Annotated in this window: 29 protein-coding genes and 1 pseudogene; 18 read left to right on the forward strand and 12 right to left on the reverse strand. The window is 26.7% G+C overall.

Translation table 11 applies throughout. The features are described 5' to 3' along the window. Window positions 1-11: 11 nt before the first annotated feature. The 15 genes from LXN10_RS13910 (at window position 12) to arsA (ending at window position 12,116) form a co-directional block, all read left to right on the forward strand. Complete coding sequence (locus LXN10_RS13910) at window positions 12-917, forward strand: NapH/MauN family ferredoxin-type protein (protein WP_375723581.1); 906 nt, start codon at window positions 12-14, stop codon at window positions 915-917. Between the two features lies 1 nt (window position 918). Further along, a complete protein-coding gene (locus LXN10_RS13915; RefSeq protein ID WP_375723582.1) occupies window positions 919-1,569 on the forward strand; it encodes an ABC transporter ATP-binding protein in 651 nt (216 codons plus the stop codon). Next, entirely contained in the window at window positions 1,566-2,018 is a 453-nt protein-coding gene (locus tag LXN10_RS13920; RefSeq protein WP_375723583.1) for a hypothetical protein, read from the forward strand. The genes LXN10_RS13915 and LXN10_RS13920 overlap by 4 nt, the downstream gene beginning before the upstream one ends. After that, window positions 2,018-2,845 carry an ABC transporter permease gene (locus tag LXN10_RS13925; RefSeq protein WP_375723584.1) on the forward strand — a complete coding sequence of 276 codons (828 nt, stop codon included), beginning with the start codon at window positions 2,018-2,020 and terminating at the stop codon, window positions 2,843-2,845. Before LXN10_RS13920 ends, LXN10_RS13925 begins: the two co-directional genes overlap by 1 nt. A 10-nt stretch (window positions 2,846-2,855) precedes the next feature. Further along, the gene (locus LXN10_RS13930) at window positions 2,856-3,347 is read left to right on the forward strand and encodes a nitrous oxide reductase accessory protein NosL (RefSeq protein ID WP_375723585.1); all 492 of its coding nucleotides are present in this window, start codon (window positions 2,856-2,858) and stop codon (window positions 3,345-3,347) included. Between the two features lie 152 nt (window positions 3,348-3,499). Further along, a complete protein-coding gene (locus LXN10_RS13935) occupies window positions 3,500-3,919 on the forward strand; it encodes a hypothetical protein (protein WP_375723586.1) in 420 nt (139 codons plus the stop codon). Window positions 3,920-3,966: 47 nt separating this feature from the next. After that, the gene (locus LXN10_RS13940; RefSeq protein WP_375723587.1) at window positions 3,967-4,323 is read left to right on the forward strand and encodes a nitrous oxide-stimulated promoter family protein; all 357 of its coding nucleotides are present in this window, start codon (window positions 3,967-3,969) and stop codon (window positions 4,321-4,323) included. A gap of 14 nt (window positions 4,324-4,337) precedes the next feature. Next, complete coding sequence (locus LXN10_RS13945) at window positions 4,338-5,717, forward strand: methyl-accepting chemotaxis protein (protein ID WP_375723588.1); 1,380 nt, start codon at window positions 4,338-4,340, stop codon at window positions 5,715-5,717. A 2-nt stretch (window positions 5,718-5,719) separates the two neighbouring features. Beyond that, window positions 5,720-6,937, forward strand: a complete 1,218-nt coding sequence (locus tag LXN10_RS13950) for an EAL domain-containing protein (RefSeq protein ID WP_375723589.1) — start codon at window positions 5,720-5,722, stop codon at window positions 6,935-6,937. 491 nt (window positions 6,938-7,428) lie between these two features. After that, window positions 7,429-7,740 carry an ArsR/SmtB family transcription factor gene (locus LXN10_RS13955; RefSeq protein WP_375723590.1) on the forward strand — a complete coding sequence of 104 codons (312 nt, stop codon included), beginning with the start codon at window positions 7,429-7,431 and terminating at the stop codon, window positions 7,738-7,740. Window positions 7,741-7,799: 59 nt separating this feature from the next. Continuing rightward, the gene (locus LXN10_RS13960; RefSeq protein ID WP_375723591.1) at window positions 7,800-9,053 is read left to right on the forward strand and encodes an arsenic transporter; all 1,254 of its coding nucleotides are present in this window, start codon (window positions 7,800-7,802) and stop codon (window positions 9,051-9,053) included. 15 nt (window positions 9,054-9,068) lie between these two features. Continuing rightward, on the forward strand, window positions 9,069-9,542 hold the full coding sequence (locus LXN10_RS13965) for an arsenate reductase ArsC (RefSeq protein ID WP_375723592.1): 474 nt from the start codon (window positions 9,069-9,071) through the stop codon (window positions 9,540-9,542). A gap of 28 nt (window positions 9,543-9,570) precedes the next feature. Then, window positions 9,571-9,969, forward strand: a complete 399-nt coding sequence (locus tag LXN10_RS13970; RefSeq protein ID WP_375723593.1) for an arsenate reductase ArsC — start codon at window positions 9,571-9,573, stop codon at window positions 9,967-9,969. 88 nt (window positions 9,970-10,057) lie between these two features. Then, complete coding sequence (gene arsD, locus LXN10_RS13975) at window positions 10,058-10,381, forward strand: arsenite efflux transporter metallochaperone ArsD (RefSeq protein ID WP_375723594.1); 324 nt, start codon at window positions 10,058-10,060, stop codon at window positions 10,379-10,381. Between the two features lies 1 nt (window position 10,382). Continuing rightward, on the forward strand, window positions 10,383-12,116 hold the full coding sequence (gene arsA, locus LXN10_RS13980) for an arsenical pump-driving ATPase (protein WP_375723595.1): 1,734 nt from the start codon (window positions 10,383-10,385) through the stop codon (window positions 12,114-12,116). Between the two features lie 3 nt (window positions 12,117-12,119). Here the strand turns inward: arsA and LXN10_RS13985 are convergent, their stop codons facing one another. The 3 genes from LXN10_RS13985 to LXN10_RS13995 all read right to left on the reverse strand — a co-directional run bounded on the left by LXN10_RS13985 (window position 12,120) and on the right by LXN10_RS13995 (window position 14,069). Further along, window positions 12,120-12,530, reverse strand: a complete 411-nt coding sequence (locus LXN10_RS13985; RefSeq protein WP_375723596.1) for a helix-turn-helix domain-containing protein — start codon at window positions 12,528-12,530, stop codon at window positions 12,120-12,122. A 265-nt stretch (window positions 12,531-12,795) separates the two neighbouring features. Further along, window positions 12,796-13,452, reverse strand: coding sequence for a peroxiredoxin-like family protein (locus LXN10_RS13990; protein ID WP_375723597.1), 657 nt, complete (start codon window positions 13,450-13,452; stop codon window positions 12,796-12,798). Between the two features lie 56 nt (window positions 13,453-13,508). After that, window positions 13,509-14,069 carry a TetR/AcrR family transcriptional regulator gene (locus tag LXN10_RS13995; RefSeq protein ID WP_375723598.1) on the reverse strand — a complete coding sequence of 187 codons (561 nt, stop codon included), beginning with the start codon at window positions 14,067-14,069 and terminating at the stop codon, window positions 13,509-13,511. Window positions 14,070-14,335: 266 nt separating this feature from the next. Here LXN10_RS13995 and LXN10_RS14000 point away from each other — a divergent pair, with 266 nt between their 5' ends. Beyond that, the gene (locus LXN10_RS14000; RefSeq protein ID WP_375723599.1) at window positions 14,336-15,217 is read left to right on the forward strand and encodes a hypothetical protein; all 882 of its coding nucleotides are present in this window, start codon (window positions 14,336-14,338) and stop codon (window positions 15,215-15,217) included. Between the two features lie 75 nt (window positions 15,218-15,292). On the opposite strand, the gene LXN10_RS14005 is transcribed toward LXN10_RS14000, so the two are convergent. The 4 genes from LXN10_RS14005 to LXN10_RS14020 form a co-directional block, all read right to left on the reverse strand. Then, window positions 15,293-15,796: a hypothetical protein gene (locus tag LXN10_RS14005; RefSeq protein WP_375723600.1), complete on the reverse strand. Its 504-nt coding sequence runs from the start codon at window positions 15,794-15,796 to the stop codon at window positions 15,293-15,295. A gap of 544 nt (window positions 15,797-16,340) precedes the next feature. After that, window positions 16,341-17,897, reverse strand: coding sequence for a hypothetical protein (locus LXN10_RS14010; RefSeq protein ID WP_375723601.1), 1,557 nt, complete (start codon window positions 17,895-17,897; stop codon window positions 16,341-16,343). Next, window positions 17,898-18,770, reverse strand: a complete 873-nt coding sequence (locus tag LXN10_RS14015; RefSeq protein ID WP_375723602.1) for a restriction endonuclease — start codon at window positions 18,768-18,770, stop codon at window positions 17,898-17,900. It abuts the gene before it with no gap. After that, on the reverse strand, window positions 18,771-21,479 hold the full coding sequence (locus LXN10_RS14020; protein ID WP_375723603.1) for an AAA family ATPase: 2,709 nt from the start codon (window positions 21,477-21,479) through the stop codon (window positions 18,771-18,773). It abuts the gene before it with no gap. Window positions 21,480-21,632: 153 nt separating this feature from the next. On the opposite strand from LXN10_RS14020, the gene LXN10_RS14025 reads away from it, so the two are divergent. Together LXN10_RS14025 and LXN10_RS14030 are read left to right on the forward strand one after the other, a co-directional pair. Continuing rightward, window positions 21,633-21,812 (forward strand): hypothetical protein, encoded by a 180-nt coding sequence (locus tag LXN10_RS14025; RefSeq protein WP_375723604.1) that lies wholly within the window; start codon window positions 21,633-21,635, stop codon window positions 21,810-21,812. Between the two features lie 24 nt (window positions 21,813-21,836). Continuing rightward, on the forward strand, window positions 21,837-22,856 hold the full coding sequence (locus LXN10_RS14030; protein ID WP_375723605.1) for a hypothetical protein: 1,020 nt from the start codon (window positions 21,837-21,839) through the stop codon (window positions 22,854-22,856). Here LXN10_RS14030 and LXN10_RS14035 read toward each other — a convergent pair. The 5 genes and pseudogenes from LXN10_RS14035 to LXN10_RS14055 all read right to left on the reverse strand — a co-directional run bounded on the left by LXN10_RS14035 (window position 22,846) and on the right by LXN10_RS14055 (window position 26,233). Beyond that, complete coding sequence (locus LXN10_RS14035; RefSeq protein WP_375723606.1) at window positions 22,846-23,481, reverse strand: hypothetical protein; 636 nt, start codon at window positions 23,479-23,481, stop codon at window positions 22,846-22,848. The genes LXN10_RS14030 and LXN10_RS14035 overlap by 11 nt on opposite strands. Before the next feature lie 6 nt (window positions 23,482-23,487). Next, complete coding sequence (locus LXN10_RS14040; protein WP_375723607.1) at window positions 23,488-24,348, reverse strand: SH3 domain-containing protein; 861 nt, start codon at window positions 24,346-24,348, stop codon at window positions 23,488-23,490. Window positions 24,349-24,441: 93 nt separating this feature from the next. Continuing rightward, on the reverse strand, window positions 24,442-24,585 hold the full coding sequence (locus LXN10_RS14045; RefSeq protein WP_375723608.1) for a hypothetical protein: 144 nt from the start codon (window positions 24,583-24,585) through the stop codon (window positions 24,442-24,444). Between the two features lie 3 nt (window positions 24,586-24,588). Then, entirely contained in the window at window positions 24,589-24,756 is a 168-nt protein-coding gene (locus tag LXN10_RS14050) for a hypothetical protein (protein ID WP_375723609.1), read from the reverse strand. A gap of 522 nt (window positions 24,757-25,278) precedes the next feature. Then, window positions 25,279-26,233 (reverse strand): annotated as a pseudogene (locus LXN10_RS14055) (IS256 family transposase). Window positions 26,234-26,346 lie beyond the last annotated feature (113 nt).

Below are 26,346 nucleotides of genomic sequence, written 5' to 3' on the forward strand. Positions count from 1 at the left end.
TAGGAAAAAAAATGGATAAATGGAATAATAAAGAGACAATAAATAATTCAACTTTTTTTTCAACTTTTTTTAATAAGACAAAAGAGGGGAAAAGATATTTTTCTTATAGAATGAAAAGATGGATAGTAGTAATTGCTATACACCTACTTTTTTTCTTATCATTTGCAATTGATATACAAACATTAGAAGGAACATTAAATGGTTCAAGGTTTTTAGGATTTCATTTAATAGATCCTTTTACTACAATTCAAATGTATCTAGCAACTTATCATTTACCAATAAATATAATTATTGGAACTACCACAATATTAGTATTTTATATATTTGTTGGAGGACGAACATACTGTTCTTGGGTATGTCCATATGGACTTTTAAGCGAGATAGGTGAAAAACTACATAATTATTTAGTAAATAAGAAGTTAATAAAAAGAAGAAGTTTTAATCATAAAATAAGACATGTATTTTGGATTATGTTTATGGTTATGGCTTTTTCAAGTGGATATTTAGTTTTTGAAACTTTTAATGTAGTGGGAATATTAAGTAGGTTTATTACTTATGGATGGAGCTTAGCAATCTCGTGGGTTCTTGTAGTGTTTTTGATTGAAGTTTTTTATTCTCGGCGTGCTTGGTGTACTTATATTTGTCCCATAGGAACAACATATGGGTATATTGGAAAAGTAAGTGTTCTTAGAATTCAATGGAATGATAATTGTGACCATTGTATGGTCTGTCATGATGTTTGCTTTGAAAATCAAGTTTTAGATTTAACAAAAGCCAAATATGACAAAGAAAGAAAAGAAAAAGGCATAAAAACTCAATATGTCACAGGAGCTGACTGTACTCTTTGTGGACGTTGTATTGATGTCTGTCACTCTGATGCATTAAAATTTGATTTTAGATTGAAAGGTTTAATATAAAATGATTAAAATAACAAATTTAACTAAAAAATTTGGTTCACAATTATCCTTAGATAATGTGAATATAGAGTTCAATAAAAAAGATCATATTGCACTAATGGGACCAAATGGAGCAGGAAAAACAACTCTTATACGTTCTATTATGGGATATTATCATCCAAGTTCAGGAGAGGTATTAATTAATGGAAAAAATCCAGTTAAAAATAGAACAGAAATTTTAGATGTAATTTCTTTTGTTCCTCAATTGCCACCTCCAATTAAATTAAATCTTGATGAACTAATTAAATATATACAAATTAGTTCTAATGTAGATAAAGAGTTGATTTTGTATTATGCAAATGAGATGAAACTAGATATAAAAAGCAATTTAAATAAATCATTTTTTAAGTTAAGTGGCGGAATGAAACAGAAAATGCTAATAGCAATTAGTTTAGCAAGAGAAAGTGATATCATAATTTATGATGAACCAACTGCTAACCTTGATCCAAAGGCAAGAGATGATTTTTACAGATTGTTAAAAGATAATGAAAAAGATAAGATTTCTCTTTTTGTAACCCATAGGTTAGAAGAGGTAAAAGAGATTGTAAATAGGCAGATTTATATGGATTTAGGGAAAATTACTTCCGATGATAAGATAAAGGAATTGTTATGAAAAAAAGTATTTTTAATTTTATTGCATTGATTACTCTAGTGATGGTATTTATTGCTTGTGAAAAAAGAGTTTCTGAAGAAGCACATGATATTCATTGGGATAGGGATGTATGTGATAGATGTAAGATGGTAATAAGTGGAAGAAAACATGCGGTGCAAGTTATAAATCCTGAAAGTGGGGATATGTATAAATTTGATGATATAGGTTGTGCTATTTTATGGTTCAAAGAAAATAATATTACATGGAAAGATAGTGCAAAAATTTGGACAATTGATGTTAATACTGGTAAATGGATAAATGCAAAAAAATCATATTATGATACTGTTCATAAAACACCAATGGGGTATGGTTTTTCTGCTAATGATAAAAAAGAATCAATTACTGATGAAAATTCAGAAAAAATTGATTTTGATGAAATGTCTAAAAGAGTTATAGAAAGAGGTAGATAATGAAAAATTTAGCTTTAATAGCTTATCTTGATTTAAAAGAATCTCTTAGAGCAAAGTGGTTTATTGTTTATACTTTGGTTTTTGGGGGAATGATAGCATTATTTTTTATTGCAGGAGTAACTCAATCACAAGTTATGGGGTTCAGCGGTTTAAGTAGACTTCTTCTTATGTATATACAAATAACAATTGTAATATTGCCTATTTTCATTCTTATTACTACTGTTCGCTCAATTTCAGGAGATAGAGATACTCATATTTTGGAATATATGCTTTCTTTCCCTATCTCTTTAAAACAGTATTATTGGGGGAAAATTATTGGAAGATTTGTAACTGTATTCTTGCCTGTTTTTTTTGCTATGATAATTGCAATTGTTTATGGGATGAGTATTGGAGCTTCTATTCCTTGGGATATTTTTTTCTTATACACAGGATTACTTTTCTCCCTTTCTTCAGCATTTCTTGGAATTGCTTTTTTTATCTCTTCTTTTGTTAAAACAAGTGAAGTTGCATTAGGAATTTCATTTTTTGTTTGGATATTCTTATTAGCTTTTATTGATATAGCACTTATATCATTGATGATGCAAAATAGGTTTGAAGAAGGTTTTATAATTACAATCGCGCTTTTAAATCCTATGGAAATCTTTAGAGTGGCTGCTATCTCTTTATTTGATCCAGAACTTACAGTCATGGGTCCTGTCGCATATTATATTTTGGATACATTTGCACAAAATATATTTGTTTTATTTTCTATATTATACCCTTTATTTTTGGGTTTAGTATTTGCTTTTTTAGGTTTTGTAATTTTTACAAAAAAAGATTTAGTTTAAAGGAATTTTTATGTTTAGTAAATTGTTATTTGTTTGTTTATTTAATTGTCTGATTATGACATATACACTTAATGCAAGTGAAAATACTATGAATTTTAATAAAGAGACAAAAGGATTAGTAAGAAAAATATTGGTTTACAAAAATCCAAGTTGGGTTAGTAAAATTATAACAAATGAGTCGAAAGAATTTTATTTTGTAAGTCCAAAGTCAATGTTTGACTTTTATTTTGATTCTGAAAAATGGTCAGCTGCTAATATAAAAGATAAAAATCAAATAAAAGAGCTTGTTGTTACAAATTATGCTAATCTTAGACCTATAGATGCAAAAAAAGCATATTATGTTTATGGTGCTAATAAAATATCTTCTGCGGGAGATGATTTACCTGCTTTTGAACTTTATTCCCAAGCCAAAAAATTTGCAAAAGAAAATAATGGGAAAAGAATTTTAAAATTTAATGAAATAACAAAAGGATTAATTGAATTGCTTAATGGTGATATATAAATTCATAAATAAAAGCTACAAAGTAACTTAAAACTATGTAGCTTACTCCCTTAAATAAATTTGTATCTTTTATTCCTTCTCCTAACAAAAATAATTAAATTAACTTGATTGTAATCAACAAAAGAAATAAAAAAAGAAGATAGAATTATTAAATGATTTATCTAATTTTTAAACTAATTCACATCTTTTCTGTACTTATATACGCAGGATTTTTATTTACTGATAATTTGATTTTAATGAGAATGCAAAAAGTCTTGTCAAAAGATAAGTATGATGAAGTTAGAGGGTATTTTAAAGGTTTCACAAAAACACTTGTTCCTAAAGCACTTGTTGTTGCAGTTATTAGTGGGATATATTTATTATCTATGAATTTTGGTGTAATTGGAAAATCTGGACTCTCAAACTTTCAAATTCTACTTTCAATAAAATCTATTTTAGGTATTTGGCTTGGGTTAAGAGGAATTTTCCAAGTTTTTTTTGGTATTCAGCCTTTTGTTTTTAAAGGTCATACTTTACCCTTTGTTTTGGTAATAATAATAGTTTTATTATCTCAAATAATGTGGTATGTATAAAAAATACAAAGAAAAGTTTATGAGTTATTTATATTATTTTTATAAAAATGAATCAAGAAATGACAAATGATAAATTTGTTCAAGAAATTGAAGTATTAAAATCTTTTTTTATCCAATACTGTAAAGATAATCACCAAAACAAAACTTCAAAAAAATTTATGCTTACGTATAATAGTATAAATTATACTTTTTATTTACCTCTTTGTGGAGAGTGTAATACTCTTATTTCCTACTCTTTTGATAGATTAAGTGAATGTCCTCACATAATTAAGCCAAGATGTAGAACGTGTCCAAATTCTTGTTATAAAAAAGAAGAATGGAAAAAATTAGCAAAAGTTATGAAATATAGTGCAATAAAACTTGGACTAAGTAAAATAAAAAACTTATTTCGCTTTAAAAAATAGAATAAAGGAACAAAATGCTTAATATTAGATCTCTTTACTTTAGAATGAGTATAGTGCATTATCTAGGAATGATTATATTACCCTTAAATGCTTTTTTATATACTACTAATAACATTTCCCAAACAATACAAATAATTATTGCAATTGCTTTAATTTTCCATGAATTAGATGAAAATAGGAATGGAAAGCAGTTATCAAAAAAGTTAGCAAATTTTTTAAAAAATATGGATGATAAAGATAGTTCTTTTGATATAAATACAAAAATGGCAAGTGAATATTCGCAGATTAAGAATATAGTAAAAATAAGAGAAGAAAAACAAAAAAATAAAGAGAAAGAAGAAGAACAATTTATTCAAGAATCAAAAATAATACTTGAAAAAGTAAAAAATGGAATATATAATCAAATTATTGAATATAAAATTTCAAATAAATCTCTTGAAGAATTTAAAAAAGTTGTAAATGATTTGATTATCACAACACAAAATCATTTTACTAAAATTAATTATACATTAAATGAATATACAAATTACAATTACAAAAAAGATTTATTTTTAGATGAACTAGATAAAAGTGGGGATTTTAATCATTTAGTAATATCTATAAATGGACTTAAAAGTGCAATTATTAAAATGTTATTTGAAAATAAAAAGAATAGCCTTAACTTACAAAGTTCTTCAAAGATATTAGATCAGAATGTTTATAAACTTAATGAATCTTCTAAAGAAGCCTCTCTTAGTCTTGATAAAACTACAGAGATTTTAGAAGATATAACTTTTAGTGTATCTCAAACTTCTGAAAAGACAGTAGAAATGTCAGAATTAGCAAATCTTGTAGTAAGTTCAGCCCACGAAGGACAAAGTCTAGCAGATAAAACAACATCATCAATGGATATTATAAATGAAAAAGTTAAATTAATAAATGATTCTATTACAATTATTGATGATATAGCTTTTCAAACAAATATTTTATCTTTAAATGCAGCGGTAGAAGCAGCAACTGCAGGTGAAGCAGGGAAAGGATTTGCTGTAGTAGCTCAAGAAGTAAGAAATCTTGCAAATAGGAGTACGGATGCTGCAAAAGAGATAAAAGACTTGGTTGAAGAAGCTTCTTTAAAAGCTGATGATGGGAAAATAATAGTTAATAGTATGATTAAGGGATATAAAAATCTTAATGAAAATATTGATAAAACAATTGAGTTAATAAAAGAAGTTGAAATAACATCAAAAGAACAGAATAATGGGGTAGGACAAGTAAATGATATTATTGATATTTTGAAAATTCAACTAAAAACTAATTATGATGTATCTCAAGAATTAAGGGTTATTACTGATGATACTTCTATCATTGCTGATACAATTTTAAAAGAAGTAAATAAAAAAGAATTTAATGAGTAAATATGAAAGATAATATAAACTATTTACAAATATTAAATTACTATAACTTTACTTCATCTGATGCAAATAATTTAAAAAGCATATATGACATTGCATTTATGTATAAAGAAGATTTTATAAAAGAATTTTATGAATTTTTATTTAATTTTAAATACACAAAAAAGTTTATAAAAAATGATGAGATTTTTTTAAGACATAAAGTTGAAATCATAAAATGGTATACAAATCTTTTTAATGGTAATTATAAGGATGAATATTTTATGAAACTTCAAATTATAAGTAAAGTACATGTTGAAATAGGCTTACCACATCATTATGTAAACATTGCATTTAGTTTTGTACGAAATTTCTTAAATAAGATGATTATAAAAGAAAATAAATTAGAGAAAATAGATTCAGTGAATAAGCTTATTGATATAAACCTTGATATTCTTACAATTGCTTATTCTCAGCAAAAAGAGATGAAGTTAATAGATGATATTATCTTTATTAAAAATGCTGTATATAATGATTATATTATTCCATATTTCCAACCAATAATTGATGCAAAGACATTAAAAATAGTAAAATACGAATCTTTAATGAGAGTAACAAATGAAAAGAAAACAGATATTTTTTCAATTGCTAAATTTTTAAACTTATCAAAAGAGATAAAGGTTTATGATTCTTTATCCAAACTAATGATTCAAAAAGTATTTAATATTGTAAAAATAGAAGACATAAAAGTTAGTATAAATTTAAGTTTTTTAGATATTCAAAATGAAGATTTTATTAAGTATATTATGGAGGAATTAAATAGTTTAAAAAGTCCTTCTTATATTACTTTTGAGATTTTAGAAAGTGATTTTATTGAGGATTTTACTATTGTGACAAATTTTACAAATAGTTTAAAGAAACTAGGTTGCAAAGTTGCTCTAGATGATTTTGGAAGTGGTTATTCAAATCTAGAAAATATACTTATGTTAAAACCCGATTATATCAAAATTGATGGTTCTTTAATTAAAAATATTAATATATCGAAAGAATCCGAAATTATTGTGCAAAGTGTAATTGATATAGCAAAAAAACTTGGTGCAAAAACAGTAGCAGAGTTTGTTCATAATAAGGAAGTTCTAGATAAAGTAATTCTCTTAGAAGTTGATTATATTCAAGGATTTTATTTGGGTGAGCCAGAACCCTTAGAAAATATTTTAACAGAAAGAAACTTATCTTCAAAATAGAGACCGTTCAGAGTTTTGTGTCAGTAGCTGATAGTCATTAAAATTATATCATAGTTTAACAATTTAGTTTGAAACTTAGAGAAAGTTCCAAAACCTACAGGTTGTTGAACTTGTTTTTATAACTTATCTTTTTAATAATTTTTACCCACATTTCATCTCTTAATATATTCAGCATTTTCAGTTTAGTACGATGTTCGAGAGAGAACGCAGTTCTTGTAGCTCCTATTTTGAGTTGTTTTGGTTATTCAATAAATCAGTTCAATATAGATTTACGTATATTTTCTACAATCAAAAATATTTAAAGAAGTGTTGTTCTATTTTCAATATTAAATCTTAGTATATAAGTTAATTATGTGAAGATATATATTATCTAGTAGCGATAATATATGGTTTTTTTAATTCCCCTAGTGAATTTAAATTACCAAATTAACATATCAATATGTCTTGATATATTAATATAATTATGATATACTTCTAAAAAAGGACATAACTTGGATATTTTTTTAAAATCTGTTGCTGCACTTAATGATGAAACTAGAGTTACGTTACTTAAATTTATTGATATTCATGGTTCTTGTTGTGTGTGTGATTTAGAAAACTCATTTGAAATGATTCAATCTAGATTATCTAGGCATCTTAAGATATTAAAAGAAGCAGGATTTTTAAAAGTGGAGAGAAGAGGAAGATGGGCTTATTATACAGTTCGAAGTCCTTTAGATGAATTTAGAAACTCATGTATAAAAGAGATAACATATTTAGAGTTTGAATTACCAGAATTAATTAGAGCATGTAATACTGACTAATTTTTTTTAATCTCAAATATATCAATATATGTTGATATGTTTATATAATAGGAGAAAATATGGTTTTAGCAAGTGCAATTTTTATTATTACACTTATTTTGGTAATTTGGCAACCTCGTGGACTACAAATAGGAACAACAGCGGTAATTGGAGCAATAGTTGCTTTAGTTTTACAAGTGGTTAGTTTAGATGATGTTTTAATAGTGACAGGAATTGTTTGGGATGCAACTTTAGCTTTTATTGGAATTATTATTTTATCTATGGTTTTAGATGAAATAGGATTTTTTGAGTGGTGTGCAATCAAAATGGCAAAACTTTCAAAGGGAAATGGACATTTGATGTTTGTTTATGCCTTAGTTCTTGGTTCTTTTGTATCAGCATTATTTGCAAATGATGGAGCCGCACTTATTTTAACTCCTATTTTATTAGCAAAAATGAGAATTTTAAAGTTAAATGCTAAGACAATTTTAGCTTTTTTATTAGCTGGTGGATTTATAAGTGATAGTGCTTCTTTACCTTTTGTATTTTCAAATCTTACAAATATAGTAACAGCAAACTATTTTAATATAGGTTTTATGCAATACCTATCAAATATGCTTATTCCATATCTTATGAGTACTTTTGTTTCAATTATTGTTTTATGGTTAGTCTTACGAAATGATATTCCAAAAATAATAGATACTAGCTTACTTAAAAATCCAGATGATGTTTTAAAAAATAAGATGTTATTTAAATTTTCTTGGTTTTTCTTAGCTTTACTTTTAGTTGGATACTTTATAGGGGATAGATATGATTTACCAATCTCACTTTTTGCCTTAGGTGGAGCATTGATATTTTTAGCAATTGCAAGTTATACAAAATCAGCAAAGGCTTGGATTACAATAAAAACTGCACCTTGGCAGGTTGTCTGGTTTAGTATTGGACTATATATAGTTGTTTATGGTTTAAAAAATGCAGGACTTACTGATTATTTGACTGTTATTTTAAAAGATTTAAGCACTCATAGTGATTTTGTAGCAGTGATGGGAACAGGATTTATTAGTGCCTTTTTAAGTGCTATTATGAATAATATGCCTACAGTTATGATAATGGATATTGCACTACATGATGTAGGAAATCAAACTTTAGCTTATGCGAATATTATTGGGTGTAATCTTGGACCTAAAATGACTCCATTTGGTAGCCTTGCTACGCTATTATGGCTTCATGTATTATCTCAGAAAGGAGTGAAAATTGGATTTTGGCAATATAGTAAATTTGGTTTAATAGTAACACCTCCAGTGTTATTTATAGTGTTATTAACATTAATTTAATAAAAAGGAAAAAAAATGGCAATAAAAGTTTTATTTGTATGTATACATAATAGTGCAAGAAGTCAAATGGCAGAAGCTTTTTTACTAAAATTTGGTGGAGAAGAGTTTGAAGCTCATAGTGCGGGAATTGAACCTGGTAAATTAAATCCATATGTTGTAAAAGTATTAAATGAAGATGAAGGGATTGATATATCAAATAATAAAACAAAATCAGCAATTGATTTTGTAAAACAAGGAAAACTTTTTCAGTATATTATAACAGTTTGCGATGAATCATCATATCAAAGATGCCCAATATTTCCAGGAGTAAGAGAGCGTATTATGATGAATTTTGATGATCCAAGTACTTTTGAGGGTACAGAAGAAGAAATCTTAGACAAAGTTAGAATTGTAAAAGAGAAAATAAAAAAAGAAGTATTACGTTTTATTGAACTTATTAAGAACAAAGAATTAAAGCTAAATTTCCCATCTGATTGGAAACTTGGATAGTCTTAAAATTAATATGAAGGAAAAAAATATGAAAAAAGTTTTGATTTTGTGTACAGGAAATTCTTGTAGAAGTATTATTGCAGAGGCTTTAATCAATGTAAAGTTAGAAGGAATTAGTGCAGATTCAAGTGGTGTAAAAGCTAGTGGAAAAGTCAATGCAAATGCAAAAAAACTATTAGAAGAAAAAGGAATATGGAAAGATGAATATCATTCTAAAACTTTAGATACAGTTATTGACAATGAATATGATTTGATAGTTACTGTTTGTGATCATGCAAATGAAACTTGTCCTATGTTTCCAAAACCTATTAAAAAAATACATGTGGGTTTTGAAGATCCAGATGGAAAAGGTTTTGAAGCTTTTGAAGAAGCATATAAAGAGATAGAAGAAGTATTACTTCCCAAAGTTGTTGAAGCTTTAAAATAATTTTATAAGAGGGTTTACCTCTTATAAATTTTCATTATATATGTTTTAAAATGTAAGATATTTATAATAAAAATTAAAAGGAAATAGTATGAAAACTTTAAAAATATATGACCCTGCTATGTGTTGTCCAACAGGAGTTTGTGGAACAAGTGTAGATACAAAATTAGTACAATTATCAAATTTCTTAAACTCTTTAGATAAAAATATATTTGAGGTAAAAAGATTTGGTTTAAGTACTGAACCTCAAGAGTATGTAATAAATAATGAAGTTTCAAAACTTTTAAATGAAGAGGGAGTTGAGTGTTTACCTTTGATTTTTTTAGATGATGAGTTGCTATTTAAAGGTGATTATCCAAATGTTCCAACTTTGAGTTCCAAAATGGGTTTAGGCTCTTTTGTAGCAAAGTTTTAATATGAAAGATTTAATAAAAAAAATACCGCAATTTCTTTTTTTCACAGGGAAAGGAGGAGTTGGAAAAACTTCTATGTCGTGCGCTATATCTCTTGCTCTTGCAAAAGATGGTAAAAAAGTATTGCTTATCTCCACAGACCCTGCTTCAAATTTAGATGAAGTATTAGAGACAAAACTCAACTCAACTCCAACAAAAGTAAATGGTGTAAAAAACCTTAAAGCTATGAACATAAATCCTGTAGTGGCAGCCTATGAATACAAAGAAAAGATGGTAGCACCTTTTAGAGGAATATTACCTCAAGTTGCTATAGAGCAAATGGAAGAGCAATTAAGTGGTGCTTGTACTGTTGAAATTGCAGGATTTAATGAGTTTTCAAAATATGTTGGTAATGCTGATATTTCAAAAGATTATGATCATATTATACTTGATACAGCACCTACTGGACATACTTTAAGACTTTTAAAGCTTCCAAGTGCTTGGAATTCATTTATAGAAGATAACACTACAGGAAGTTCTTGTTTAGGTGCAGTTTCAGGACTTAGTGAAAACAAAAAATTATATGAAAATGTAGTTGAAAACCTTAAAAACAAAGATAAAACTCTTCTAATATTAGTTTCAAGAGCTGAAGAGTTATCTTTAATTGAAGCATCAAAAGCATCAGTTGAACTTGCAAATCAAGGAATAATTAATCAACATCTAATTATAAATGGAGTTTTTAAAGCAAATGATAACGACAGTATTGCTAAAAGTTTTGAAAAAAAATCTACTGAGGCTTTAAATAATTTAGATAAAACACTAAATGCCTTAGATAAAACTACTATTGGTTTCTATCCAAATGGAGCAGTTGGAATTGAAGCTTTAGAAAATATAATAGAGAATAAGACTCCAAAAGAAGCCAACGATGCTAAAAAAAAGTTAGAAAGCTCATTGCAAGATATTTTAGGAGATACTTGTTCTTGGGATAGTTTAATAAATGATTTTGAAAAAGATGGTAATGGTCTTATTATGGCTATGGGAAAAGGTGGAGTTGGAAAAACTACTATTGCTTCTAATATTGCGTTATGTTTAGCAAAAAGAGGTCATAAAGTAGTTTTATCTACAACTGATCCAGCTTCACATTTAGAATATGTTTCAAAAACAAATGAAAATCTTAGAATTGAAAAAATTGACCCAAAAATAGAAACACAAAAACATGTAGATGAAGTAATAGCACAAAATGAAGGAAAAATATCTGAGGGAGATATGGCTCTGCTAAAAGAAGAATTAAGTACTCCTTGTATTGAAGAAATAGCTGTATTTAAAGCCTTTGCTAAAACAGTTGCAAAAGCTAAGAAAAGTTTTGTTGTACTTGATACTGCTCCAACAGGACATACTTTACTTTTACTTGATGCTTCTGAAGCTTATCATAAAGAGGTCCTTAAAAACCAAGATGATGCTTTAGAAGAAGAATTAAAACAATTACTTCCTAAAATAAAAGATAAGAAACATACAAAGATTTTACTTGTAACTTTAGCTGAAGCAACACCAACCCATGAAGCAAAAGATTTACAACAAGATTTAAAAAGAGTAGGAATAAAACCTTATGCGTGGGTTATAAATCGAACTTTTGCTTTAACAAATACAAATAATAACTTGCTTTGTCAAAAAGCATTAAATGAACTGAAATATATAAATGAAATAAAACAATGTCTAAGTTTAAAGACTTTGATAGAGCCTTGGAAAGATACTCCTTAGGCTTTATTGCATATCATATTTTTTAATCTTAGTCTTTAACGTATTTCTACTAATTCCTAAAATATTAGCTATCTTAGAAATATTATTGCATTGGAATAATAGGGTTTTTAACATATGTTTTTCAAAGTCTTGAAAGATCAAATTTGAATTTTCTAAACCATAAATATCAAGTAATTCCTCTGTTATTTTATTAAAAACTTCTAATTTATTCTCATCCTTTGAAGTTATATTATTTTTAATATCTTCAATGGAAATTATTTCATTTCTTGAGTTTAAAATGCTTTTATAAATGATATTTTTTAATTCTCTCACATTTCCTTTTAATTCACACTCTTTCAAAAATAAGATTGCATTTTCATCTATATTTTTAGGTTTTATTTCTAGATTTTCGCAAAAGAGTTTTATAAAATGCAAAAACCTCTTATATTTGGAACACAACTTTAAGTTTTAGTTAAAAGTTCCAAATATAACAGGTTGTTGAACTTGTTATTTTAACTTAGAGACTTTTATATTCTAAGTATGCATTAATGTTACCTTTCCAAAATATAATGGAGCTTTATTTAAGATTATTTTACCTTTGAACTAAATTTATAAATAAACTGGCTACTTAGCCAGTTTAAATTGAGTTTTTAGCTTTTAAAGGTTGCTTTAGCGTATACTAAAAGTATACTTTTAGTTTCTAAATCAGATTATCTTTTAGAATTTTTACAATTTCTTCAGGCTCATATCTTTTTGTATAGTCTTCATCAACAAAAGAAAATATAACTTCACCTTTTTTATTTATTACATATGTTGCTGGCATTGGTAGTTCATAAGTTATATCATTATTTGAATTTGGTATATCAATTTTAAAACTTTCGTAAATAGATTTTAACTCTTCTGCTAATGAAAATACTAAGCCTAAATCTTTTGCAACCTTATTACCTATATCACTTAAAACTTCAAATTCTAATTCATTTTTTTCTTTAGTACTTAAAGAGTTATCAGGAGTTTGTGGAGATATTGCGATCAAAGAAGCCTTGTATTTTTTAAACTTTTCTAAATATCCTTGTAATGACTTTAATTCTAAATTACAATAAGGGCACCATGAACCTCTATAAAAATTTATAATCATAAAATCATTATCTACAAAATAATCATACAGTTTTACATTCTTACCATCAATATTAGTAAATTCTTCATTTTCAAATCTATCTCCAACTTTTAAAGCATTTTTACTTAATTTCTCACTTTCAAGTTTTTTTGTTGCTTCTAACATAACTCTTTGAATATCTGATGGAACTTTATTTTTAAATCCTTCTTGATACTCTTTAATTGCTTCACCTAATCTTGACATAATATTTCCTTTTAAAACTAATTATAGAATAATCATTCTATAATATATAAAAAAAATTATCTTATCATTGATAAGAAATTTTTTATTATTGCATCACCATTCTCTTTAGAATGATTATACTTACCATAAACATTAAAACCATGTATAAATGTAATCATAGTCAATGACATTGCTTTTGCATCACCACTAAATTCATTCATCTCTTTTGCTTGAAGAAGATTTATCTCAAATTGATTCCGTATACTTTCAAAGTAGTTTTTTGGAATATTATATGTTTCTTCAGTCATAAAGTCTTTTTCTCTTATTGTATTTGAGAAAAGACAACCTATAAATTTATTACTAAAAACGAAAGTTTCAAAAAATAGCTCAATTCCTTTAATTCCAGGATTTTTTATCAATACACTTAATTTATCTGACGATTGCTTTTTATAATAATTTTCAAGTGCATCTCTAAAAAGCCCTTCTTTATCTTTAAATAATGAATACATAGTTCTTCGATTTAATCCAGTATGAGTAACTAACTCGTTCATAGATACACCCTCAAAGCCTTTTTTCCAAAAGATTTCCATCGCAGTATTTAATACTTTATTTAAATCATATTCTACAGGTCTTGCCATAATAAACTCCGTTAAAGAATTATAGAATATTTATTCTATAATGTCAAGAATATTAGAATATTTATATCTGTGCGTTCTATTGGAACTTTTAATTGTCTTTTCTTTTTTTCTACAGATTGTTGAAATATTTAATACTGGAGTGGTAACCTAAATTTTAAATATAAAAGTAAGTAACTTTAAACTTAGAAAATTAAGTTAAAAATATATTGTTTACCTTACATTTAATTTAATCAGATATAATTAGTAAAATTATTAAAGGAGATATCATGATAGATACAACAAGCATGGGAATTATGGCAAGCTACGTGCAACCAAGTTCAAGTACTATGGCAACTCGTATGATATCACAAAAAGATGATAACTCTGATTCTACCTTAAACATTGATGAGCTTGGAATTGATTCGAATATTTTTTCCTCTTATGATTCAAATACGGATGGCTTAGTTAATAAAGCAGAACTCAGTTCTGCAATTGATTCAGCAATGTCTAAATTTAATGGAAATATTCCTTCAAAAGAGGAATTTCAATCATTACTTTCTGAGTTTGGTTTTGAAGTACAAAATAGTTCAAATAGTAATAATTTGTCTTCTACTCAATCAGATACTATATCTTCTATTTTAGAAAATTATGATGCTGATAATTTAACACAAAGTGATGCAAAAGAGATAGTTGCTGCTTTTAAAGAGTCTGGAATTGAACCAGGGAAAGAACTTGAAAGTGCAATGGAAGAAGCGGGTTTTGATGCACGTGAAGTTGGAACATTAGCAGGAGTTGGTCCTCAAGAAGCTTCTGGTGGTGGAGGTTCAGGGGGTGGACAAGGAAGTGAGTCTAGTTCAGAAGAAGAATATGATATTATGGATACAAATGAAGATGGAGTTGTGTCTCTTGATGAAATTGAAGAATATTATGGAACAAATACAGATACTTCTACAGATAGCTCTACTGAAACATTAAATCAAAATAATCAAAATGCATTAGATAATTTACAACTTCTTATGGAAACATTAAAAGTGAGTACTGAAGATGATTCTATAGATACTAATAATTTTAACGGTTTATTAAAAGCCATAAACAACCAAAATAACAATAGTAAGATTAATGCTTATTTACAAACTGATAATACAAGTTCTTTATCTGGATATGTATAGTACATAGATTTTAATTGAGAATAAATAATATTTAATATCAATTTTTAAAATAAAAGGGGAAAATTCCCCTTTGTTTTAAAATTTACCTAAAACTAACTCCGTAGAAGCTAATGTTTTATTAGCTGAGTCTACAGCTGTTATATTTACTGTATAAGTATTTCCTTTTCCACCTGAACAAGGTGCAAGATAAGCTCCTGGTGTTTTTTTGAATCTTGTTCCTGTGTGAGCAGTTACTACTTCAAAACCATCAGTTAATTCAAAAGTTTCACCTTTAAGAGATGGAACTTCAACTACACTTTTATTTTCACTTATTTTGTAAGCTACTATTCCATGTCCCCCATTATCCATTTTTGTAAATACTTTGTCATTATATGTAAAAATTAACTTTGAAGCATTACTTGGGATATTTGATATTTTTAAAGGAGGTGTTGAACCTGCTTTAGAATTAAAGTTTGAACAAACTTCATCTTTTGGAACAGTCATTCCATCCCATTTTTTATTTGAAAATTCTGCTTTTAAACCATTCGCAAATAATGTACTTGAAATCATTAATGAACATAACACTAGTATTCTTTTCATATCTATTTCCTAAAATTAAATTTAAAAAAGATTAATTTCTTTTTTGTGAAATATTTTACTTTTAAAGAGCATATAATAAATATAACTATTTTATATTAAACTTTTTTCTAAGCATATATTTATAATTTCAAGCTTCTTTGTTAAAATTTTTTATATATTTGTCAAAGAAACCTTAAATTCAGCCCTATATATTCTTTATCATTATATTTAACATTACGTACTATAACAATTCCATAATAGATATAATAAGATCATGTGTAATATGAAGTCCCAAACCTGTACCCTGAGATTTATGTTTAATTGTAAAGTATGGTTAGATCTGTCAACCCTAAATACAGAATAAAATTCTGAATAGTCTCTTCCTCAACTTCTTATATTTGAAACACAACTTTAAGTTTTAGTTAAAAGTTCCAAATATAACAGGTTGTGGAACATGTTTTTATAACTCATCTTTGTAACAATTTTTCACCCATGTTGCCCCTCCCCATATATTTAGCATTTTGCAGTTTTAGGATTGACACCTAACCTTTCATTACCTCTCTTTTTAAGACTTTAAATGCTCAAGAATATTTTTATCCATCAAATACAGATATACTGTTTTTAGTAAAACATTAGTTTCTTTGTTAAGGTTTTCAAGCATTGTTTCATCTATTTTTGTACATACATTCTCATGAGAATGTAAATTCAGTTCTTTGATTATGTTTTCTGTTAGAGTAATGATTTTGAATAGAAGGATTTCTGGCTCTACATTCACTTTTGTGATATTAACATCCTCTCCATTTTCTAACTTAAAATATAAAGAATTTTCTTTTAACTTTGTTAAGAGGTTTCCTAATGTATCGCTTTTATAGTTTTCTTCAAACATATATGCTTTCATAAGGCAAATTAGTTTTAGTAGATTTTCTACAAACTTTCTATATCTATTTCCAAACATTGTAATATCATCTTCATTATCCAGTCCTATTAACTGAATTTTTTCATAAGTTGAATCAATTCTATTCTCAAGTTCCTTTAGATTTGACATTATCAAAATTCTTTTTGATTGGATAACATCTCCTAAGTTTTCTTTTGGAGAAATAAGAACATTATAAAATCTCCAAGGTAAAACTGAGACATGAAAGTTTTCAGTTTTTTTATTAACCCTTTTATCAAAAGACATTTCATATTGAAAATTAGAATGGCTATGTGTTTTAGGTTTTTGTATAAACTTATTAACTGATTCTGCATTCCCATAATAGTTTCTAACCTCTTTTAATGTTTGATAGTATCCTTTTATAGCAATAGATGCAGAAGATGCTTCATTTATTAATAAAAGAGAATCAAACTTTAAATCCACTCTTACATTTTGTACAGTTGATTTTACATTACTGTGATGCCAATATAATTTTAATATATTGTGAGTTTCATCTATTTCAACATAATGAAGATGGTCAAAATTTCCATAGTCTATGAAATCACAAACTATTTGCCCACCTGTTGAATGTATGATTCTCTCAATAATCTCTTTAGCTCTTTTTATATCTTTTATTGTCTCTGTTTGATAATCACTAAAAATATCTTTAAATGTTTGGATTGTGGAATTAGAGGTGTTTTCTTTATACTTTTCTATCTCAGAAATAGTTTTTTTATTAAATGATTTAAGTCTTTTTTCATGTTTATCTTTTCTTTCTTGAACACCTTTTTCATTTATAAAATAACCCCTAAGTGCATCTTTAAAATATTTTTTAATTGCGGAATATTGAAGTCCTCTTAATCTGATGATAATATCGTCTCTTTCCCAATCTTTAAAGTCATTGAAAATATCGTTGTATGATGATGTTGTTGTCGGTGGTGTCACTTCTAGGAATTTACATTCATCTCTACCATAATGATAAAATGCAAAAAGATGTAAAAATTCTGTATCTGTAAATTCTTTTGTATCTTCTTCAAATTTTTTTTGTCTTTCTGCACTTTCTTGATATTCTTTTAGTCTATCTTCAATATTGTCTGAAAAACTTATACCAAGTCCTGATTCACTTTTAGTTGATTTTTCATCATTCCTTTTATATCGTATTAGTTTTTTTAGTAATTTACAATTTATTGGGTATGTTTTTGATGCCATTTATTTATTCCAGTCTTTAATTATTCTGTCTTTGAAAACTGCTGTAGATGTATTTGTTTCTCTACTTACATATTCAATAACTCCTATTAGTTCTTTCGCATAATCTATTACCATTGGCATGGAATGAGGTTTTGAAATTGAATAGTCTACTTTATATGAATCGATTTTTAACATTGTATCTTTGTAAGTAATATATCCATCCTCAAACTCAACAACTTGAGACATATCTCCATATTCATTTTCTTTAATATTTGTTAATTTCTGTTGTAGGTCAAAAATTGAATATTGCTCATTTTTTACATTGTCTTTTATAAATATTTCATTATTCAATCCATTCATTGAAATAGGCTTGGAAGTATCAATATCCGTATTTTGTTCTATCCAATCTTTATTAAGTTTAGGAGAAAAAGATTTTATATGAGCAGGGGATTGTATAAGCATATTAATGTGAATTTCTTTTATAAGTGAATTTCCATCTTTATCTTTCCAATCATCATCTATTTGTTCTCTTACAATAAGTAATTCAATTTTATTATATTTCGCTTTTTGTTCTGCACCACTTTGATAACCTGTTTTTGTTGCAAATATAGGTTTAATATCTGGAATATCTCTAATTTTTCCTATAAGTGAATCTATTTTATCTATTGAGATTTTAGAAGCATAGTCTTTACACTCAATAACTGTTTTATAAGTAACCCCTGCAAGTTCGTATTCCCAATAAAGGTCAAATTCTCTTTCTACTCCACAATTGTCAGTTATTTTTACATTTTTTTTTATAGAAATATTTTTTTGATGCAAATACTCTTCCGAATTAATTAAAGCTTGTTGTAATTTTTGAACAAAGCTTTCATAGCCTCTTCCATTGTTTGCCATTTAATTAATCCTTTCTATACTTTGGTTTGCTTCACTATTAACAATATCTATAAGGTCATTAAATATTTCTATATAATCACTATGTTCTAATGTTGTATTAATTTCATGGTCATAAGAATGTAATGTCCCAGATGAAGATGATAAGCGATTATGAAGTGCTTGTAAATTAACCCATGTTTCATCTGATAGTGGCTTTAGTTTTGATCGAAGTGTAATCATATCAAGATTTTTAAATATTTCTCTTTTTATATCAGCGAAATAATATTGTTCTATGAAATCGTTTATTACATTTCTTAAATCAACTGGAACTTCTTCTATTGAATCAGATGTTAGCCTTTGACGAATATTAAGCATTTTGTCTTTATATCTAAGTGTATTATATAGCACACCTGTTTTAACAGTTCCTGTATGAAGAGTGTTCTCTAGTCTTAAATAGTTTCCACATTTATGAAGTGTTTGAGTATTTTGTTTATAGCCTTCACATTTTAAACTGTCTTCCAACTCTTCACAAATTTTACAAGACTTGCTGTCAAGTGCTTTATTCCCTAGTGAATAATCAACCAAATATTTATAAAATTGAATATTATGTGTGAATATTATAACTTGATAAGTATTCGATAGCTGACAAATTTTTTTAGCAAGGTTCTCAACATTTTTTTCATCAAGACTTGTGAGTGGGTCATCAAAAATTACAGTATTTGAATCACTAAACTCTAGCTCAGTAAACCAGTCACAAAGAGAGTAAACTTTTGCTTCTCCTTCACTAAGAATATCAGATATTTTAAATTTATTATCTTGAATAAGAATATTGCCTTCAATTTTTGTTTGTCCATCTAATACAGAAAACTTTCTTTTGATTTTATCTCTTTTAGGTAACCTAAAGTCATTCAAGTGTCCATTAAACTTAGCTTTATAACTATTTCTAATTAAAGTATCCTCAACTTTAGATTTACTATTTGATAATCTTGTTTTATAGGTATTAAATCTACTAAGTTCAGCATTGAACTTTTTTATAGTTATTGTTTTATTTAGTGTATCTTGTAACAAAGTCTTATTTTCAAAACAATACTTTTTATCATGCAAAGTATTTAATTCAGCCTTTGCAGAAGATTTGTTAATTTCAATATTTTGAAGGTTTAGTTTTTCTTCATTACATTTTATATCAATAGAATATTTTTGAGTTTCAATAATTTTTTTCAACTCAAGCAACTTAAGTCTGAAACTCTTTACCTCTGAAAATGTTTCATATATATCATAATCACTTATTGATTCTAATGCTTCTTCAATTAGCGTATTTTCAAATAACAAACTTGCATTAAGTGTTTCTTGAGTTACTACATCTTGTACATCCGTAGTTAAATCAAGTATCTCAAAACTACTTGTATCTGTATCTAAAATAACTTCTACATCTGAAGATATTGACATTAATTCATGCTCTAATTCATCAATTCTATTTTCTAAGTTTTCATCTATAACAGAATGAATATCTTTTATTAGACTTTTATTTTCTTCAGGAAGGTCTTGATTACAGTAAAAACATTTTTCAACATTGTCAGGATAATCTTCTATTTGGTATGATAAAGCAGTTTTTGCAATATCTTTAAGAAGATTAATATAAAGCTCTTGATTTTCATTTTCTAAACTAAATAACAAGTCATGTTGATTGAATTGTGAAAAGTCTCTAGAGTTCTTTAAAGAAACTAGCTCTTCTATATGAGTTGAAGCACCTTCAATTGAATTACAACTCAATATCTTCTTATCTATGTATGAAATTAGACTAGTATATAGTCTTTGATGAGTTTCTAGTCCTTTGATTGATGTAACTAAAGTTTCAACATTTACATTTGCTTTTTCGTTTAATGTGTCAATTTGAGCATCTATATCACTATCTATTTCTTCAAGATTAATTAATCTTTGTAATTCTGTTTCTTTACTACTAGTGTTGGATAGCTTACTAAAGACAGAAGATTCCTGTTTGTCTTTTAATGAAGATAAAAATGGTTGAAAAGCATTATTCATTTCTAGTGTCAATGAATTTTTTTTCTCTTCTGCTTTTGTTTTAATGGTATCAATAGCTTCTCTCATCGTTTCATAATAGTCTAGCCTATATCTATCAACAGACCAAGAAGCATTTCTTTTTGAAAGTGATTGATTTAATATATCATTATCACAAAATTTAATATTTTTATTTTGTGTGCTTGTTCCTGACCAACTGATTGTTTCCAAAGTTTGAGGAAATGTGTCTAAACTTTTTTTCTGGAATCGCTTAAACTCATTTTCTTTAACTAAATCTATTTTTACTGATGTTTCATCTGTATTATTTGTATATATATTGTTTTTGATATTTTGGTCTTCAGAAAAAACACTTTTTAATGTTTTATAATATGTACTTTTACCGCTTCCATTTTTACCATAAACCAATGTAAAAAAAGGGCTAAAAACTATATCTTGGTTATCTTTAGTTCCTGCAAGATTTTTATTTTCATATAGTCTGTATAGTAATTTTATTGAATTATCTTGAGACTCTGTTTCTACTTCAGTTTTTTCTTCTATTTCATTAGGCGATTCTGTAGAAGTGAAATTTCCTATTGCAGTTGTAATATCCTCATCTGAATAACTACCATTTTGACAAATAATATTTCTTAAATCTGTAATCCATTTTTTATTGTCAAAACTAACTCTTTTTAAATAGTCAATCGCATTACTCATAAGCTATCCTAATATTATAATGACGAAGATTATACCCTTTAATAACTTCATAAAAGTTATAATTTAATTATATTTTTATCATTAAATAATTTATATTGTGTTATATTGATTTTTAAATTAATACATACTTATTTAAGTAAAAAAAGAAGTATAATGAATCAAATTAAATCTTTAATGACAGAAAAAGTCTTAGCATCTATATTAAAAAATATTCAACACTCATCAAATAAGCTTGTTGATGATTCAAATATAAAAGATATATTTTTAGAAATGGATGATTTATTTGGAGATGTTTGTAAAAATATGGGAGATATAAAAAACTTGACACTTTAATGTGGGGAGTAGGAAAGGCTATTAATGGATAAGATAACAGGAACGGGTTTTTATTTATCTCAAGGTGGGGAAGAATTTATCCTTTTAGAAAATGGTTATCCTCTTGGAGATGTAAAAGTTCCAAAAGAAAATGAGGCTAGTGAAGCAATTAAATTTAATGATAAATCAGGAAATGAGTATCAATTAAAAATAAAAGCTACCCTTACTGAGATAAGTTATGAAATTGAATTACAAAACATGGTTGATGAAAAAGGATTTAATTTCTTTAAAGATAATGTAGATTTTGCAATAGATGATAAAGAATTAAATTATGACCCATGGGAGTTCTTTTCTCCAGAGGACATTGAACAGGGACATGAGAAAAGATTGAGATGGGTGCAATCATCAATTGAAAAAGAGTTATACGAAGTATCTGTTATATTAAATGTTTCATCTTTAGAAACATTAATGAAGGAAACTTTTAATAGAGGTTATGTTCCTCTATATTATCATCATATTTCAAATGAAGAACTAAATAATAGTATTATGTCTTTTATAAGAGCATATAGATTAAAAAAAAGCTTTATTAAAGGACTACAAAATATTGATAAAAACAATATCAATCAAAAAATAGTTTCTTATATACAAAAAATCAAGTATATTAATTTTGATGAATTTTGTTTAAAATATTTATTAAAAAATGTTAATTATTCAAGAGATGAAAAAATAAGAATATTTATAAATATTATAAGAAATTCAAAGGATATATCTTTTCAAAAGCATAAGGGAGCGAAGAGCTTTCCTTGGATATTCAAAAATGTATTTAATATAGATATATCAAAATTTATACAAAATGAAAAAATTAATGGTGTTCCATTGAGAGACTATATTGTGGAAATGTTTAATTTAAGACATAAATTAATTCATGGAGTTGAGCTAACTAGTAAAGTTGAAAAAGAGGAAGCCCTAGTTTTTCAAGAAGTAACTAAAAAATTATGTGAATTTATAATTGATGAAAGTGTTAAGTTAAATCGTTCTTTAGTACTTTCTCAAATCAAATTTTAACTTTATAAAACTCTTCTGGAAATATAATATCCTTATCAGGAAATTTATTTTTCCAGAAGTTATGAATCCCTTTTGCAATATATCTAAAATTTTGATAGTGAATTAAATCACTTTTTGCATTATTGCATACATAACAAGCTAAACTACAGTTATCGTCAGAATAGTGATTATTGCTTTTATCTGTTAATATTCTTTCAATTTCTAAACTTTTCCCTCTTTGAAATCTTTTTGAATCTTTATTTTTTTCAAAATAGTCAACTAATAGTTCTTCAGGAATACCACAATAACAGCAGCTTTTAGGTTGTTTTAAATACCATTTATAAAATCTAAGTTTTGTTTGAAATCCACCACTTCTTATTTTTGTTTCTTTATCAATAGAACCTAATATTCTTTCTTCAGTACATTTCCCTTTGATACATTGAATATTAGGATTCTCTTGCTCATATTTAGTAAATAATTCAGATGATATATTCAACTTGTTTATAACAATATCTCTAATTGTTTTTCCAAGTTTTTTTAGTTCTTTTTCTTCCATATTAAATGTTTTAGAAAGTTCTTTATAGCTATCTAATGAGCCTTCAAGCTTCATTGTAATCAGCTTTTCATTTATTTCTAAATTATCCATAAGCTTTTAATCCTCTTCAATCTTTGTTAACATATCCCTTCTAACCCAACCTTCTATTTCTTCTCCTATATTATTTTCAAATTCAACTTTTAACCAATTTTTATGAGAGTCAATTTTTTCTACAAAAACATTTTTATTTAATTTTGTAATTATTGATTCAGGGTTTTGTGTTGAAGGCTCTGTTCTAACTCTAACTTTATTTCTATTGATTTTATAATAAGAGTCAGAAATCATTTTTTGTTGTTCTTTATATTGTGTATATATGATTGGTAACATCCATATAATAAAATATGTAAGTATTCTCACATATTGTTTTTGTGAAAAAGCTTCTGAAATAAAACCTATTTCTGGAAATATATCTTTTAAAGCTAAAAAAATTTCTTCAAGTGACTTTCTTTCTTCTTCTGGTAAGGACTCTATTTGTTCTTCAATTTCTTGCTCTACAGAAGTTTCAATTACAAAAGAAGAAGTATCTAATGCTTGTAAAGCTTTATTAAGTTCATGAAGGTTTGATAGTTCTAGTGAATTTAAAATACTTCTCATAGGAGCGATAGTAGATTCTAAGTTTCTAAGTGGATTAATTATTAACTTCATTTCATTTTGTAGTTTTATTAGAGGACTAAGTGTATATGCCATTTCTTTTTGGATTTTCAGTAGTGGATTTAAATTATATCTCATCTGTTTATGTAACTCTTCAAAAGGATTGACATATATTGGGACAGAAAGTCCTAATGTAGGAAGACTAATTGAATGAATTGGTTTAAAAGAAGAAGTAATTAATCTCATTGGTCGAGTAATAGTTTCTATTTGTTTGTTAAGCTGGATTATAGGAGCTAAAACTTCTCCCATCTTTTTATTATATATCAATTTTTATCCTTCAATCTTCTATGAAAAGGTATTTTATCCTTTTCTTTTGATTTACCATTTAAATAAAAATATAGTATTAATACAAGAATTACACTACTTACTATTATTTCTATCATTAATCATATCCTCTATAATATTTAGTTCTTCATATAGACCCTGTTTAAAATCTCCATCTTTTAAATCAGATAGTTTCTTTTTTTGTTCTTGTATATGCTCTTTAAATTCTAACAAAAACATACTCTATTTTTGTATAAAATAATATATCAATTCGTTTAGCCATTTAGCAGAATTTACTCTATCTTTTCGGTATTTATCACTTGCTTCTAAATCTTTGTTAAATTTAAAATATGTCTGATTACTATTTAAAGATTGACTAATTTGTTCTAATTTATAAAGAGATTTTTTCATTTTAGCAGTTTAACTAAAAAATAAAATTGAATTAAAAAATATTGCATTTTGCAATCTAAAAAATTACCAAAAAGTTGTCAATGCGGAAACTTAGTTAAAAAAACAATATAGTCTCAAATTTATGCACTATAAAGCCCATAACTAAGGCAATGTCTGAATGTTTATAAGTTTTATTTATTTTTTGAAGTTTTTTTATAAAAATTGGAACGAGATTGGGACGAAGTAGTTACCAAAAGGTTGTCAGAATGGAAACTAAAATCAAAAAAACGACTGCTCAAAATTGAATTTGGTGCGAAGAAGTAGACTTAAACTCCCAAGCCCAGTGTGGGCGGTAGCCCCTCAAGCCCGCGTGTCTACCATTCCACCAAATTTGCATATCTAAATCAACACCACAACCTCTAGGTTTTGGAACACGAAGCACTTATATTAGTTTTCTATGTTCCTCAAAATGTTCAAAAAGTAAAAACTGCAAAGTTCCACAAACCTTAAGAGATTATGGAACAAATAAAGAGATCTTTCAAATCAGATATTTAAAGCTTCATCTAATCTTCCCTCAAAAAAAATAACCAATTGAGAAAGTGTTAAACTCCAATTCTAAATAGGTATTGATCATTTGGTACTTGCATATAGAGTAGTTTTAATAAGCTATTCTCATTTGGAAAAGCACCTTTTGTTTTAGTGAGTTTTTTAAACTGTCTATGAACTGATTCTATAATATTTGTAGTGTAAATAACTCTGCGTATATCTTCTGTTTTTTGGAAAAATATCACTAATAGTTTCAGGAAAGCCTTTAAACCATCAACTGATGCTATGAGTATATCTTGTATTCCTCGATTATTTAAGTTTGATAAAACTTGTAACCAAAAGTTAGCACCTTCATTTTCAGATAGGTATAACTCCAGTATCTCTTTTTTACTACTTAGTCCAACACCAAGTATTGTATATACTGCTTTAGAGATATACTTCCCGTTCTCTTTAATTTTATAGTGGATGGCATCAAGCCACACAAATGGATATATACTCTCAAGTGGAGGTTGTTGCCACTCTTGAATCAGTGGTATAATTTTATCCGTTATAGAGCTGATTGTGGCTTTAGAAAACTCTACACTGTACATTTCATCAATATGTTCAGATATTTGACTATAATTATTGCCTAAAGCATATAATGATAATATCTTCTGCTCTAATTGTTTTGATATATGAGTCTGATATTTTTTACTATCTCAGGCTCAAATGAACTATTCCTATCACTTGGTACATCTAAATCAAATTTACCAACATTATTTTTCATACTCTTTGAAGATTTACCGTTTTTACGATTATTAATTTCTATAGATAAGTGAGATTCAATTTCAGCTTTGAGAATTGCTTCAGTAAGTTATTTAATCATTGGAGCAAGTACTCCATCTTTGCCATCAATTCTGGCATCTTGTTTTATGAATTCAAGTGCCTCATCCATATTGAACTGTTTTTTCATAAGTTATTCCTTTAGAATTTAATATTCTATCGGTTTGAGACAAAATTTTGAACACTCCCTCAAAATAGTATTTAGTACTAATTTGATTTATTATTTTAGATTTATATGTTAAG

The organism is Arcobacter iocasae (assembly GCF_042214795.1).
Lineage (GTDB): Bacteria > Campylobacterota > Campylobacteria > Campylobacterales > Arcobacteraceae > Arcobacter > Arcobacter iocasae.